This window comes from Nonomuraea sp. NPDC003214, from assembly GCF_053590035.1.
The window spans coordinates 498907-512136 of the sequence record NZ_JBSFSX010000002.1 but is presented as its reverse complement, the minus strand read 5'-3'; the positions used below and the strand labels follow the sequence as shown (position 1 = coordinate 512136).

Genomic DNA, 13230 nt, shown 5'->3' with positions numbered 1-13230 from the left:
AGGGCTTCAGGTGGCCGCGCCCCCGGCCGCCGCCTCGCGCACGGCGCTCGCGGCGGCGACCGGCCGGTAGCCGTCGGGAACGCCCTCGACCACGATGATGTCGCCCTCGATGTGCCGCGAGCGCATCGGCGCGATCTCCCGGTACTCGGGCGAGTCCCACCACGCCCGCGCCCGGGCCGCGTCGGGGAAGGCGAGCATCACGACCGCTCCCGGCCACCGGCCGTCCAGCACCTCGTGCTGGGTTGCGTGCACCAGGTAGCGGCCGCCGTACGGCTCGAAGGTGCCGGGCAGGCGCTCCATGTACTCGGCGATCTCCGGGTGCGGGGCGGCGTCCTGAAGGTGGGCGATGACGTACGCGGTCATGATTCCTCCTGTGTCGTCCGATTCAGGCGGGAGCGGGTCAGGCCTGGGCCGGCACCTTGTCCAGGAAGCCGAGCACCTGGCTGATCCGCCCGTCCGCGCCGAACACCGCGACGTCGAAGCCGACGGCGACCGGCTCGGCGCCCTCCGGGCCCAGGTGCCAGGTGAACCGGGCGATGTCGTGGTGGGCGTCCACGGCGCCGCCGAGGCTGAAGACGAGCCCGCCGAACTGCGCCTGCACCGCGGCGATGGTGGCGTCCAGCCCGTCGATGCCGCGCACGGAGACCAGCGGGTCGGTGTAGCCGGCGTCCTCGGCGAAGACCTCCTCCAGGGCGGCCCGGCGGGCGGCGGCGTCGGTCTCGTTCCAGGCGGCGAGGTAGCGCTGGACCAGCTCGTTCGTGTCGCTCACGTTCGTCTCCTCAGTGGTCGTGCTCTCTTGTGACCACCACGTTAGGGAGACGGCGACGACGCGGAATCTGACGTGCTTAGGTACTTTCTCCCCTGCTTTCGGTACGCATCCGGGCCAGGGTCAGCAGGCTGAGCCCGAACATCAGAACGCCCAGCGGGACGTGGAGCGGGGTCATGCCCGCGATGCCCAGCGCGACCTGCGCCGACGCGAGGACGAGGAAGCCGGCCGCGTACAGGATGGGGCGTGGCGTGCCGCCACCCGGACGCCAGGCCAGGATCGCGGCGATCACGTACAGCACGGTCGCGCCGTACATCACGGGTGACCCGATGTGGTGCAGCTCCGAGCCGCGGGAGGACATGAGGATCCCGGCGGTGGCCGCCTGGAAGAAGATGCTCAGCGTCTGCAACGCGACTGCGATCTTGAGGATGGCGGGGCCGTGCGCGGTCATGCCGGGGCCTTTCATCGGAGGGTGAGCGGGGTCTCGGAGGCGACGCGGGTCAGCTTGTGCGGGTTGCGGACGTAGTAGAGGCCGGTGATGCGACCGTCCTCGACGCGGGTCGCGAGCACGCCGTCGAACGCGCCGTCCAGGTGGACGAGCAGCGCCGGGTTGCCGTTGACCACGGTGGCCTCGCAGGTGATCGCCGCGCGCACCACGGCCGCCTCGCCCAGGTAGAAGCGGACCACCTTCTCCGCGCCGACGACCGGCCGGGGCGCGGCCAGTTTCACGCCGCCGCCGTCGCTGACCAGGACGACGTCGGGGGCGAGCACGTCCAGGAGGCTCCGCAGGTCCCTGGTCTCGAGCGCCCGCTTGAACGTCTCCAGGACCGCCTGAGCCTGGCCCGGGGAGACGGTCTCGCGCGGGCGGCGGGCCTCGACGTGCTTGCGGGCCCGGTGCGCGATCTGGCGGACGGCCGCGGCGTTCTTGCCGACGGCGGCGGCGATCTCGTCGTAGCCGACGTCGAAGACCTCGCGCAGCACGAAGACGGCGCGCTCGGTCGGCGAAAGGCTCTCCAGGACGAGCATCAGCGCCATCGACAGGCTCTCGGCGAGGTCGGCGTCCTCGGCCACGTCAGGCGTGGTGAGCAGCGGCTCGGGCAGCCACGAGCCGATGTACGTCTCCTTGCGGCGTTTCATCGTGCGCAACCGGTTGAGCGACTGCCGGGTGACGATCCGGACAAGGTAGGCGCGCCGGTCCGACACCTGCCCGAGGTCGACCTTGATCCAGCGCAGCCAGGTCTCCTGGAGGACGTCCTCGGCGTCGGCCGCCGACCCGAGCATCTCGTACGCGACCGTGAACAGCAGGTTGCGGTGGGCGACGAAGGCCGCGGTGGCGGCGTCCACCGGGTCCGTCGTCGCCTCGTCGTGCTCGTTCATCACTCGCTCCCGCCGGTTCGTCTCTCGTGCTGATCCGCGCACAGGACACCGGCCCTCCCGCCTGTGTGACACCCCGGCCCGGTGGCGTACGTCACAGGACCGCGCTGTCACACAGCCAGGATCGCCGGTGCCTCATGGCCGTCAAGGACGGCGTCACGGGCTCGCGGTGAACCGGGCCAGGAGGAGGGCGAGACGGTGCTCGTGGAACTCGCGGGGGATGCGTCCGCCGCGCATCAGCGTCACCAGGCCGTGGAGTGCCGCCCAGAGGGTCTCCGCCAGCAGCGGGGGTTCGTCGCCGTGCGCGTACGGGCGGACGGCCTCGGCGAACTCGCCGAACGCGGCGTGCAGGGCGGGCGGGGCCTCGGGGGTGGCGAAGGGCAGGTCGACGCGCTGGCTGAACATGGCGTCGTAGAGGGCCGGCCGCTCCTCGGCGAAGGTCACGTACGCGGCGGCGAGCGCGGCGACGGCGGCCTCGGGGCCGGAGGCGGCGAGGCGGGCGGCGCGCAGGTCGGCGGCCATCTCGGTGATGCCTTCGAGGGCGACGGCGGTCACGATCGCGTCCTTGCCCTTGAAGTGGCTGTAGAGGACCGGCTGGCTGTATTCGACCTGCTCGGCGAGCCGCCGGGTGGTGACGGCCTCCCAGCCCTCGGCCTCGGCCAGCTCCCGGGCTGCGGTGACGATGAGTTGCTCCCGGTGGGCGCGTTCGCGTTCCTTGCGGCTCTGGATGGACATGCTCCCGAATCTAGCACCGCTAGCGCTTATGTCGATGCTCTGCTAGCGTCGTCCTCGTTCCTAGCGCTGCTAGTTTTTGGAGTCACGACATGCTCACCACCGTCGCGTACGGCCTGGCCATCGTTCTCAACCTGCTGTGCCTGCTCATCGGGGCCCGGTTCCTGCTCACGCCGCACGCCGCCGCCACGGGCTACGGGGTGCCCGCCACGACCGACCGCGCCTACCTGACGATCAAGGGCCTGCGCGACGGCACGTACGGACTGGTCGGCCTGGCGCTGCTGGCCTTCGCCGGACCCCAGGCCGAGGCCTGGTTCATGCTGGTCGTCGCCCTGGTGCCGCTCGGCGACACCGTCGTCGTGCTGCGCAACGGCGGCACCAAGGCGGTCGCGTTCGGCATCCACTTCGCCACCGCCGTGCTCCTGCTGCTCAGCGCGGGCCTGCTGTTCGCCGTCTGATGACGCCTTCTTCCGTGCTGAATCGGGCTGAAAGGGGCGGGCCGGCACGCCACCGGGCATGCCGGCCGCCGTTTCGGGCATGGGAAGATCACGCGGCGGAAGGCAGGCCCGACATGATTCCCGGATTCCGGATGCAGTGGCCGATCACCTCAGAGCTCGCCGTGCTGCGCGAACGGGTGCACGCCTTCGGGACGAGCGCCGGGCTGTACGGGCAACGCTTGCAGGACCTGGTGATCGCCGCCCACGAGGCCGCCGTCAACGTGCTGCGGCACGGCGGCGGCCGTGGCTCACTGATCGCGTGGCGCGACGCTCACGGAGTCAGCCTCGACGTGGTCGACGCGGCCGGCACCCTGACCGAGGCCCACCTGAGGAACGCCAGGCCCGACCCCGACCGGGGCGGCGGCGTCGGGCTGCTGCTGGTGCGCACCCTGTGCGACGAGGTCCGCGTGGAGCACGAGGCGGGCAGCGCCCGGCTGCACCTGCGCATGCGCACCACCCCCCAGCCCCACTGACCAGCACGGGTGCCCGGGCGCTCGCCGCCATGCCGCACCCCGTCCGCCGCCGCCTCCTTCGACCTGGGCCGGAGGAGCGCCGACCTGCGCGGGAAGCGTTACGACCGGCGCGTGACGGGGCACTCCCAGGTCAAAAGCTCGCAGACGATGTCGAGAACGGCCTGGCAGCTCCGTACCAGGGGCGCATACGGCCACCGCGGCCCGTATCCCACCAAGGAGACCCAGCATGACGATCCAGCGGATGGACAACGTCCTCATCATCGTCGACGATCTCGACGCCGCCATCGCGTTCTTCGTCGAACTCGGCATGGAACTGGAGGGCAGGGGGCCGATCGGGGGCGCTTGGGTGGAGAACGTGCTCGGCCTTGACGACGTCCAGCAGGAGATCGCGATGCTCCGCACGCCGGACGGTCACGGGCGGATCGAGCTGGGGATGTTCTTCACGCCGAAGGCGATCAGCGCCGAGCCGAAGATCGCGCCGGCGAACACGCTGGGCATCCGCCGCATCATGTTCGCCGTCGACGACATCGAGGACGTCCTGTCCCGGCTGCGCGCCCGCGGCGCCGAGCTCGTCGGCGAGATGGCGCAGTTCGAGGACAGCTACCGGCTCTGCTACGTCCGCGGCCCCGAGGGCATCATCGTCGGCCTGGCCCAGCAGCTCAGCTGAGCTCCCGGGCATGAAGGGGTGCGGGCAGGTCGCTTGCCGGCGCGCTCAACGCCGTTCCTCTCCTGCTGGGCCTGCTGTGACGGGGGTCAGGTCGTAGTCGAACCAGGCGAAGCGGGGGCGTCCGGCCAGGACCAGGTAGAGGGCGTCGTGCGAGGCGGGAGCCCCGGCGGCGGCCTCCAGCAGCCCCTCCCTGATGGCCCGGACCGGGCGGCAGAACAGGCCGGCCCCCGCCGCGGCCGAGCAGACGTGCTGGGCGACCGCGCCGGCCGTCCGCAGGAGGGCGCGGTAGCCGGCCGCGCCGCTCGCCCGCACCGCCGAGCCGACGTCGGCGGCGATGAGCAGCGCGAGGTTGGTCCCGCCGACGTCGAACTGGGTGCGGGGGTAGCTGTAGGCGGCCTGCACGGCGGCCATCGCCGCCCCGGCCCGCCCGGTCACGGGGCTCAGCGGGGCCGGGACGTACCAGCCGTCCGCCAGCCCCGTCACGTTGCGGACCGCCAGGCGGCACCACACGCCACCACCGGCCGCCGGGGAGCCCGGCGGCGGATCGGCGACCGCGGCGGCGAACGCCCGCACCGCCTCCTCGGGCAGGGGGCGCGGATCGGCGGAAAGACCCCGGGGACCGAGCCCGGCGCTGCGCCGTTCCCCGCCCGCGACCGCCTGTCCCGGCCTGGCCGGCACGCCGGGAGCCAGGGTGACTCCGGCCGGCCCGTACGCCACGGTGAGCGGCAGGGCCGCGGCGTGCTCGGCCACCGCGGCGGCCAGATGGCCGGTCTCCAGCTCCGCCAGCGCGTCGGCGAGCTCGCCGTAACCGGGACGGAGCCGTTCCGGCCGCTGCGACAGGTCCAGCCACACGGTCCCGGCCGGCGCCGGCGGCGCCGGCCCCACCAGCTCGCGCCGGACCGGGTCGAGACGCCACCGCCCCCGCTCCGTCCGCACCCCCACGTCCACCAGGTACGCGGCGCGCGGCGACGGGTAGGCGCGGTGGTCGTTGTACGGGTTGTACGGCTCCCAGCGTTGCGGGGTCAGGGCGGAGACCAGCAGCTCCGCCACGGCCGCGCCGAACTCCCCCCACGCCGCCAGGTCGCGCAGCGGGGTGCGCGTCCCCTCCCCGGCTCGGGCGGGCTCACGGTGCACGGCCGCGCCCGGGATCGGGGCCTTGCCCGGCCCGTGCGCGTAAGCGGCGGCCAGCGCCAGGGCAACCTCGTCGTGATGCACCACGGCGACTCCAGTCACGGGAAGGGATGGGGAAGCACGGGATCGCCGGCGGAACGCGTGGGGCTCCGGCCCAGGCGGTGCGGCACCTCCCACAGCCGGGGCAGACCGCGGACGCGGCGGTTGCGGTGCCCGAACGTCATGGGGAGCGTGCCGGGCACGACGACCTTCGCCGCGTGCAGGCCGAGACGGTCGCGGATCCGCCGATCACTCTGGTCGACCGCGATCACCTCCAGCCCCAGCCCGCGCAGGCGGTCCACGTGGTGGTCGAGGACGGTCCACAGGTCCGTGGCCGTCCCCGGGAGGTCGCCGACGAGCTCCGCCGGGTCCACCGTCCCCGCCCGCCCCGACAGCAGGAAGCGGTAGCCCGCCGCGGCCTCGGGCAGGCTGTACAGGGCGACGTGATCGTGCATGGCCCGTACGGAATCCGGGTCCGCCAGCAGGCGCAGGAGGCGTTCGCGGCGGTGGTCGGCGGGAGAGCGGCGGGCGCGGTCGGCCGACGACTCGACGTCCACGGCCAGCTCGGCGGCGGCCGACCGCATCGCGGCGACCGGGTCCGGGTGCGCCCCCGCCGCGAAGAAGGCCGCCGGGGCCGCGCCGTCGTCCCGCCACGCGAGCGTGAGCACGACCGGGATGCCCAGGTCGTTGGTCGCGTCGAAGAACAGCAGCTCGTAGCCCAGGCACTCCAGCCGGTCGGACAGGTGGGGCAGCACGGGATCGTCCGGCGGCACGGCGACGCGGCGCAGCGGCGTGCCCGCGTACCAGGCCATCAGGAACGCGTCCCGCTCGGCCACCTCGAACAGGCCGTGCAGCACCGCCTCGGCCAGGCTGTTGCCCAGGCCGCACCCGCTGGAGGTCTCCGCCACGAACCGGGGCGTGCCCGGCTTGCGGACCCCCCAGTACGCGACGTGCTCCGGCACCAGGATCGGGGCCGTGCGCGTGCAGGACCAGCCGTCCACCCAGGTGGTGGGCACGCCCGGGGCGTAGGCGGTGAGGCCGCTGCCCGGATCGGCGTAGCACTCAGGCTCGTGCGGGCCCAGTCGTGCCGGATCGAGCGCCCGGTCCGGGCCCAGCGCCTCGAACGCGGCCTCGGTCACCGGCCGGCCGCTCGCCGCGATCCCGCCGAGCCGCTCCACCGCCTCGAAGAGCGCGACGCGTTCGGACTGGGCGAAGGCGGGGGTGCGGCCGTAGCCTGCCGCGTTCCCGTCCGGGTCGCCCGCCAGGACGGCGGCGACGGTGGCCAGCGGCAGGTGACCGCTCCGGCGCACCGTGGTCACCGGGCCGTAGCGCGCGTCCACCAGGGCCTCGCGCAGCCGGGCGCCGTCGGTCCGCGGGTTCGGCGAGCGCAGCGACCCGGGCGGCACGGCCACGGGCTCCCGGGCGGCCGGCGCGTACGGCTCGCCAGGCCCGCACACCCGGCAGCCCTCCGGCCGCGGCATCACGCGGTGCCGGGTCAGCGAGCCGTGGTCGGTACGGAGCGCGAGGACGACGTCCCCGTGCCGCTCCGGCTCGGCCAGCAGCAGCGCGGCCAGCACGGACAGCGTGTCGTGGAAAGCCGGAGCCGCGAGCCCGCCCACCCGCAGCTCCGGCAGCCGCACGGGCACCGCCGCGCCGAACGCCGCCAGCCGCTGCGACTCCGCGCAGGCCACGCAGACGCCCTCCCCCGGCCCCTGCACCGGGCCGGCCAGGGCGAGCGCGCCGTCGAGGAGCACGGGAAGCAGCGGGTGGCGGCGTCCGCGCGCGAGGCGGCCGACCTCTTCCAGGTCCGCGAGCCCGTACCCGCTGATCAGCACGGCCTCGGCCCGGTCGTCGCGCAGCTCGCCGATGCCGTTCCTCATGCGACGCTCCCGGCCTGGACGGCGGCGGGCACCGTCGCGGCGGCCGGCACCGTCGCGGCGGCGGGCACCTTCGCGGCGGCCGGCACTGCTACGGCGGCCGGCGCCCTCCCTGCGGGCGGCACCGTCACTGCGGCCAGGCCGGTCGCCGCGAGCAGCGGGCCCAGCGGCGCCGGCTCCGGGCCCGGCACCAGCGCCTCCATCGCCGCCTGGAACCGCTCCTCGCCGTCCCGCGTCCCGGCGGGCCAGAACCAGGAGCGCGTCTCCCACGGCACCGGCGGCTCCTGAGGCGGCGACCAGACCGGAGCCGCCCCGCAGGGCGCCACCGGGTCGCCGAACTCCCGGCCCGCCGCCCGCGCCTGCGCCGCCGCCGTGGCCGCCAGCAGCGCGAACGCCGCCGCCGTGCCCGCCTCAGGCTCCACCGCCCAGGCGAGGGTACGGCCCGCCGCGCTGACCCGGGCGTGCGCGACCCCCTCGGCGACGCGTACCACCTCGACCTCGGCCGGCACGGCGAACCGCAGCGTGAGCGCCTTCCACCAGCGCCGCGCGGCCGGGTCCGCCGCCCACTCGCCCTCGCCCACCGCGGTGCCCGGAAGATCGGCGAGATCGCGGTGCACGGCCTCACGCAGGCCGAGGCCACGCGCGTGCAGCCGGTCGGCGCCCACGACGGTCCCGGCCGAAAGCGCGGACCGCACGGCGGACAGCGCCGCGTGCAGCCGCGCCGACTCCAGGCCGGTGCCGAACCCCACCGCCTCCCCGCACGCCGCCAGGCTCACCGGCACCTGCGGCAGCTCCCCCGCCTCGGGAGGCGCCACCATGCCCAGCTCCGGATCGCCCAGCACTTCGAGCATCGCCGCCGCCCGCTCCCACGGGTCCGCACCGGCAGGCTCCCCGACGGGCCACCGGTGATGCGTGACCCCCAGCGGCTCGACTCTCGCCACCATGACCGAAAGCCCCCGCCCCACGCCCTCGGGCGAACGGGCCGCCGCCTCCTCCACCGGGTCCGGCATACCCGCCACGGCACACAGCAGCCGATGCGCCGCCGCCCCGCCCACCAGCGCCCACAAAACCTCCGGCACCGGCGCCTCCACCCCACCCTGCGTGGCCGCCAAGGCCGGGGTCAGCCCGGTCGCAACCGACACCCCCACGCTCGACCCACCCGGGGCCAGTGAGGGCACGTTCGGGGCGGTCACGCTACCGACCGGCCCGCCCGCGCTCGCCCCACCCTGGGCCGCTGGGGGCGCGGTCGCCCCGCCCGGGGCCGAAGCACTCATGGTCGGCACGTCCGGAGCCGGGCGGCTCGGGGGCGGTGGGGGCGCGGTCGGGGGCGGTGGGGTCGGGGTCGGCGGGGTTGGGGGCGGTGGGGTTTGGGTGGTCAGGAGGGAGGTGGGGCCGTGGAGGAGGCGGTGGCGGATGGCGGCGGGGTCGGGAGCCGGGGTGCCGGGGGTGGTCGGCGGCAGGGCGTAGCCGGCTTCCGGGAGGCAGCCGGCCCTTACCGTCACCGGGGGGCCGGAGGGTGGGGTGGCGGTGAGTTCGAGGTCGGTGGGGGTCGCGCCCGGGAGGGTGGCCGGGTGGCAGCCGGCGGCGGCGAGGGCGCGGGCGGCGGCCTCGGCCAGGGGGCCGCCGCCGCGGACCGCGTAGGCGGCCCCCGACAGGCGCTCCCAGGCGTGCGCCGGGTCGGCGGCGGCGGACTCCAGCCAGGCGGCCACCCGGGCGGGCGGCAGCCCGGGCCCCGGGCTCCCCCAGCCGGGCGGCACCTCGACGAGCATGTCGTGCTCGCGGAGCTGGGCGATGATGAGCTCCAGCGCCTTGGCGACCGGCTCGGGCAGCCCGGCGGGGGCGGTCAGCTCGGCGGCGGGCACCCCGTCGGCGAGCAGGACGGACAGGCGTTCCCACAGCCGCCACAGCCCGGCGCCGCCTTCGGCGGTGAAGCTGGAGGTCCAGCCGCGTACGTGCAGGCCGGTGGGGGTGGGGGTGGCGTGGACGACGGGGCGCAGGCGGAGCAGCATCGGCCTCATCCCGTCTCGCCGAGCTGGGCGCGCCACGTGGTGCCGTTGAGCTCCTGCACGGCGGCGGCGACCATGCTCGCCGCCAGGTAGCGCTCGACGGGCGTGACGTCGCACACGGCCAGGAGCTGGTACAGCACGTTGGTGCCGAACCGGTAGACGGCGAACGCGCGGGCGAGCTCCGGCCGGGAGAAGTCGACGACCCGCAGGGCGCGGTGGTAGTCGCTGAGTGCGGTGCGTTCGGCGGGGTTCCAGCGTCGCGCGGTGTCGGGGTCGCCGAGCCTGGCCGCCTGCTCGGTGTAGCCACGGCTGAGCTCGACGGCCAGGCTGCCGCCGTCGAAGGCGGGTTCGGCCAGGAGGCGGGCGGTGATGGTCCAGTGCTGCCAGGCGGCTTCCACCTGGTCGGTCGGGTGACCGTCGGCCACGCGGCCGACGAGTTCGAGCACCTGGGTCCGGTTGCGCGTCCAGCCCGCCTCGAACGCGCGGCGCAGCCGCCCGTCGGGGTCGTGGTGGAACAGGAAGTCCTCGACGTGGGAGAGGAAGGAGTGGTAGCCGAGCGCCTGGCCGCGGGGGTAGCGGGCGGCGTGCACGGCCATGGCGGTCACCGCGAGCTCGATGCGTCCCGCCGCGCTGTCGCCGGTTCCGGCCAGCCGGTCGAGGGAGTGTTCCAGCGCCGGGAGCCCGGCTTCGAGGGAGTCGGCGCGCAGCCGTACCGATGCGGCCGAGCCGAGCAGGGCGGCGACGCGGCCGGTCTCGGCGGGGCCGACGGTGACGGTGTTGTCGGCGTGGATGGGCTCGTACGGCGGGGGGACCAGCTCCAGGAGCCCGGCCTTGCGTGCGTGGGCGAGGAGGTCGGGGGTGCCGGGCGAGCCGGTGGAGGGGTGCAGGCGCAGGTGTTCGCGCAGCCGTGCGGCGAGCTGGTCCGCCGCGGCGGCGACGGGCCCGTCGGGGCCGCGCAGGCGGATCCGTACGTGGGGGCCGTGCAGCCAGTGGCGTTCCAGGTGGCCGCGCACGCCGGGGCGGGCGGCGAGGGCGGCGCGCAGCCCGGGGATGACCGCCGCCCTGACCAGCGGCGCCTTGACCGGGTCGTGGTAGTAGCAGACGACGTCGAGCTCGGTCACTGTGGTCTCCAGCAGGTCTCGATGATGAGCTCGGTCACCGGCTCGCCGTCGCCCGCCGCGCCCGGCACGGGCAGCGCCTCGACGAAGGCCGGCTCCTGGGGGTATCGGGCCAGGTAGGTGGGCAGGCAGCGCAGGTGCAGGGCGTTGCCGAGGTCGACGTACTGCGGCTTGGCGGCGCGCAGCCTGCGCAGGAAGCCCTCCAGGGAGGCGGCGCTTCCCCCGGCTTCGAGGAAGACGTGTTCGGGCAGGTCGTGCCGGGCTCGCAGGTGCGCGGCGGCGACGGCGGGGTGCTCGGCCGCCCACTGCTCGCGCAGCCGCGCCGCCGCGTCGTCGTCGAAGGCCCAGCGGCGGCGGTTGAGCACGATGCCGTCGTAGGTGAGGCGTCCGCTCGCGGTCACGCCGTCCACGGTGCGCTTGGTGACGAACCTGGTCAGCGAGGGGAACCCGCAGCTCAGGTCGCCGGTCAGCGGAGCAGTCCGGTACGGGAGCACGAACGGGACGAGGAAGCCCAGGTAGAGGACGCTCACCTCGCGGCCGGTGCCGCGATGCCGGATGCGGACCAGGCCGGTGTGCTCGTCGTGGACCATCTCCAGGTCGTCGAGGGTGAGGCCGGCCCAGCGCGGGTCCTCGCCCACCTCCTCGGGCAGCACCATCGGGTGCAGGTTGGCGTTGAACCCCATCAGCGGCCGGAACTGGGCGACGTCCTCGCCGAGGAGGTGGCGCAGCCAGCCGGCCACGGCGGTGGCCGCGGAGGGGTCCAGGTGGGGCAGGAACCGGCTGGTGAAGCGGGCGAATCCCGCGTAGACGTGGTTGATCGCCAGGCCGCCGGGGAGGGGCTGGGCGAAGAAGGAGTAGGAGGCGGGGCGGGCCCGCGCCCAGCCGGGCAGCAGGTCGCGCGCCGCCGTGACGGCTTCCTCGGGGATGACGACGTCGGCCGCGTCCGGGCCGTTGGCGGCGGCGATGATCTCGGCCACGATCTCGCGGGCGCTCCGCAGGTCCTCCGGCACGCGCCGCTCGCGGGGGTCGCCTTGGAGCAGGTCGCGCCAGACCTCCGACATCATGGCCGCGCCGGCGGTCATCGGGGCGCGCCCGCCGGCGCCGTGGCGGGCGGTGAACGTGTCGGCGACCAGCCGCCGGATGGCCAGGTGGTGGTCGTACAGCATGACGAGCGGGGTGAGCCGGGTGAGGGCCGGGACCTGGTCGCGCCCGTGGCGGGCGCGCAGGCTCAGCGGGCCGGGCAGCGTGACGTCCTCGGTGAGCACGGGCGCCCCGGTCAGGTCGGCGCCGGCCCGCTCCCCGAGGAGCCGCCAGTCGTCGGCGAGGGCTTCGAGCCTGTCGCGCCTGCTCGCGGGGGGCAGGCCGGTGAAGGAGCGGGTGGCGTCCCGGATGGCGGTGAGGCGCGCGGCCACGTCCGTCAGGTCCTGCTCGTGGCACCAGCGGGCGAGGGAGCGCAGGATGTCGGGGTCCTGGACGTGTACGGGCCAGACCGGGACGAGGAGTCCCATCTCGGTCATCTTCCGCACGTAGCGGGTGGCGATCGCGTCGGCGTCGGCGCTCTGGATGTGGACGGCCAGCGCGGCGGCCAGCTCCCGGGGGGTCAGGCCGTCCGGCGTGTCGCGCAGCCGTTCGATCAGGAAGCGGATGGGCCCGGTCAGGCCGACGTCGACGAGCTCTTCCGTGGTGCCGTAGAGGTGGCTGGAGTCGGGGAGCGGCACGTCGCGGTGGAAGAGCACCCGGTCGCCGTCCTCCCGCAGGCCGGGCGCGAGGCGGTGCGGGCACTGCGCCTGCCCGAGCAGGGCGGCCATCAGCCGGGTGACGAGCACCCGGTTGGCCTGCACGGCGGCAACCGGCCCAGCGGCGGGGCCGGCGGGGCGCGGGTCCGGGGCCGCGTCCCACCAGCCCAGGCCGACCAGCGTGTACCAGGAGAGCGGGCTGGTCTTGGAGGTGGCGCGGAGGGCGTACCGCAGGACGGTCGGCTCGGCCTTGCGCGCCCGCTTGTCGGGCCGGCCTTCGCGGGCGGCCGTCCTGTCCACGCCGTGGAGCAGGTCCCGGCCGGTGAGCGTGACGGCCAGGCGGAGCGGTTCGGCCCGGCACAGGTCCGCGAGCACGACGCGTTCGGCGGCCAGCGCGTCCTCCCAGGGGCCGTCCGGCGCGGCGAGCAGGTCGCTCAGGGCCTTGCGGTCGCGGACGGCGTCCAGCCAGGCCGCCAGCCCGGCGACCCGGCCGGGCAGGTCGCCGAGCTCACGCAGCAGCGACTCGCGCGGGACGCGGCCGTTGTGCACGTCGCGGCGCAGCGGCAGGACGACGCCGCGGTGGAAGGCGGCCGGGTGGCCGGGCAGGCTGGCGGCCAGCGCGTCGGCCAGGGCGGGCGCGGCGGAGGCGGCGCTGCGCAGCGCCTCGGTCAGCGCGCGCACCGCGGCGCGGAAGGGCTCGGCCGCCGCGGGCCGTTCGGGGTAGGGCAGGGCGGCGCGCCTGACCACGGCGAAGGGCGCGGCCTCGAACTGTCCCGCGCCCACTGCTACGGGGTTCTCGACAGTGCTGGTCATC

Annotated in this window: 13 protein-coding genes; 3 read left to right on the top strand and 10 right to left on the bottom strand. The window is 75.4% G+C overall.

The annotated features are described in order from the left end of the window. Positions 1-6 precede the first annotated feature (6 nt). From ACWDXC_RS07380 to ACWDXC_RS07360, 5 genes are all read right to left on the bottom strand, one after another. Entirely contained in the window at positions 7-363 is a 357-nt protein-coding gene (locus ACWDXC_RS07380) for a DUF1330 domain-containing protein (RefSeq protein WP_364174242.1), read from the bottom strand. 37 nt (positions 364-400) lie between these two features. Continuing rightward, complete coding sequence (locus ACWDXC_RS07375) at positions 401-769, bottom strand: nuclear transport factor 2 family protein (RefSeq protein ID WP_219516725.1); 369 nt, start codon at positions 767-769, stop codon at positions 401-403. Positions 770-845: 76 nt separating this feature from the next. After that, a complete protein-coding gene (locus tag ACWDXC_RS07370) occupies positions 846-1217 on the bottom strand; it encodes a hypothetical protein (RefSeq protein WP_449979091.1) in 372 nt (123 codons plus the stop codon). Between the two features lie 11 nt (positions 1218-1228). After that, complete coding sequence (locus ACWDXC_RS07365) at positions 1229-2143, bottom strand: RNA polymerase sigma-70 factor (RefSeq protein WP_449979088.1); 915 nt, start codon at positions 2141-2143, stop codon at positions 1229-1231. 153 nt (positions 2144-2296) lie between these two features. After that, positions 2297-2875 (bottom strand): TetR/AcrR family transcriptional regulator, encoded by a 579-nt coding sequence (locus ACWDXC_RS07360; RefSeq protein ID WP_449979085.1) that lies wholly within the window; start codon positions 2873-2875, stop codon positions 2297-2299. A gap of 89 nt (positions 2876-2964) precedes the next feature. Here ACWDXC_RS07360 and ACWDXC_RS07355 point away from each other — a divergent pair, with 89 nt between their 5' ends. From ACWDXC_RS07355 to ACWDXC_RS07345, 3 genes are all read left to right on the top strand, one after another. Continuing rightward, positions 2965-3330, top strand: coding sequence for a DUF4267 domain-containing protein (locus ACWDXC_RS07355; RefSeq protein WP_449979082.1), 366 nt, complete (start codon positions 2965-2967; stop codon positions 3328-3330). Positions 3331-3443: 113 nt separating this feature from the next. After that, positions 3444-3842 (top strand): ATP-binding protein, encoded by a 399-nt coding sequence (locus tag ACWDXC_RS07350; RefSeq protein WP_364174233.1) that lies wholly within the window; start codon positions 3444-3446, stop codon positions 3840-3842. A 226-nt stretch (positions 3843-4068) separates the two neighbouring features. Then, entirely contained in the window at positions 4069-4509 is a 441-nt protein-coding gene (locus ACWDXC_RS07345) for a VOC family protein (RefSeq protein ID WP_449979078.1), read from the top strand. A 45-nt stretch (positions 4510-4554) separates the two neighbouring features. Here the strand turns inward: ACWDXC_RS07345 and ACWDXC_RS07340 are convergent, their stop codons facing one another. From ACWDXC_RS07340 to ACWDXC_RS07320, 5 genes are read right to left on the bottom strand one after another with little or no spacing between them, the layout of a single operon-like run. Further along, on the bottom strand, positions 4555-5727 hold the full coding sequence (locus ACWDXC_RS07340; RefSeq protein ID WP_449979076.1) for a hypothetical protein: 1173 nt from the start codon (positions 5725-5727) through the stop codon (positions 4555-4557). Between the two features lie 11 nt (positions 5728-5738). Continuing rightward, positions 5739-7559, bottom strand: a complete 1821-nt coding sequence (locus ACWDXC_RS07335; protein ID WP_449979073.1) for a TOMM precursor leader peptide-binding protein — start codon at positions 7557-7559, stop codon at positions 5739-5741. Next, positions 7556-9574, bottom strand: coding sequence for a hypothetical protein (locus ACWDXC_RS07330; RefSeq protein WP_449979070.1), 2019 nt, complete (start codon positions 9572-9574; stop codon positions 7556-7558). The genes ACWDXC_RS07335 and ACWDXC_RS07330 overlap by 4 nt, the downstream gene beginning before the upstream one ends. Further along, positions 9571-10683, bottom strand: coding sequence for a hypothetical protein (locus ACWDXC_RS07325; RefSeq protein WP_449979068.1), 1113 nt, complete (start codon positions 10681-10683; stop codon positions 9571-9573). The genes ACWDXC_RS07330 and ACWDXC_RS07325 overlap by 4 nt, the downstream gene beginning before the upstream one ends. Beyond that, positions 10680-13229 (bottom strand): lantibiotic dehydratase, encoded by a 2550-nt coding sequence (locus ACWDXC_RS07320; RefSeq protein ID WP_449979066.1) that lies wholly within the window; start codon positions 13227-13229, stop codon positions 10680-10682. The genes ACWDXC_RS07325 and ACWDXC_RS07320 overlap by 4 nt, the downstream gene beginning before the upstream one ends. Between the last annotated feature and the right edge of the window lies 1 nt (position 13230).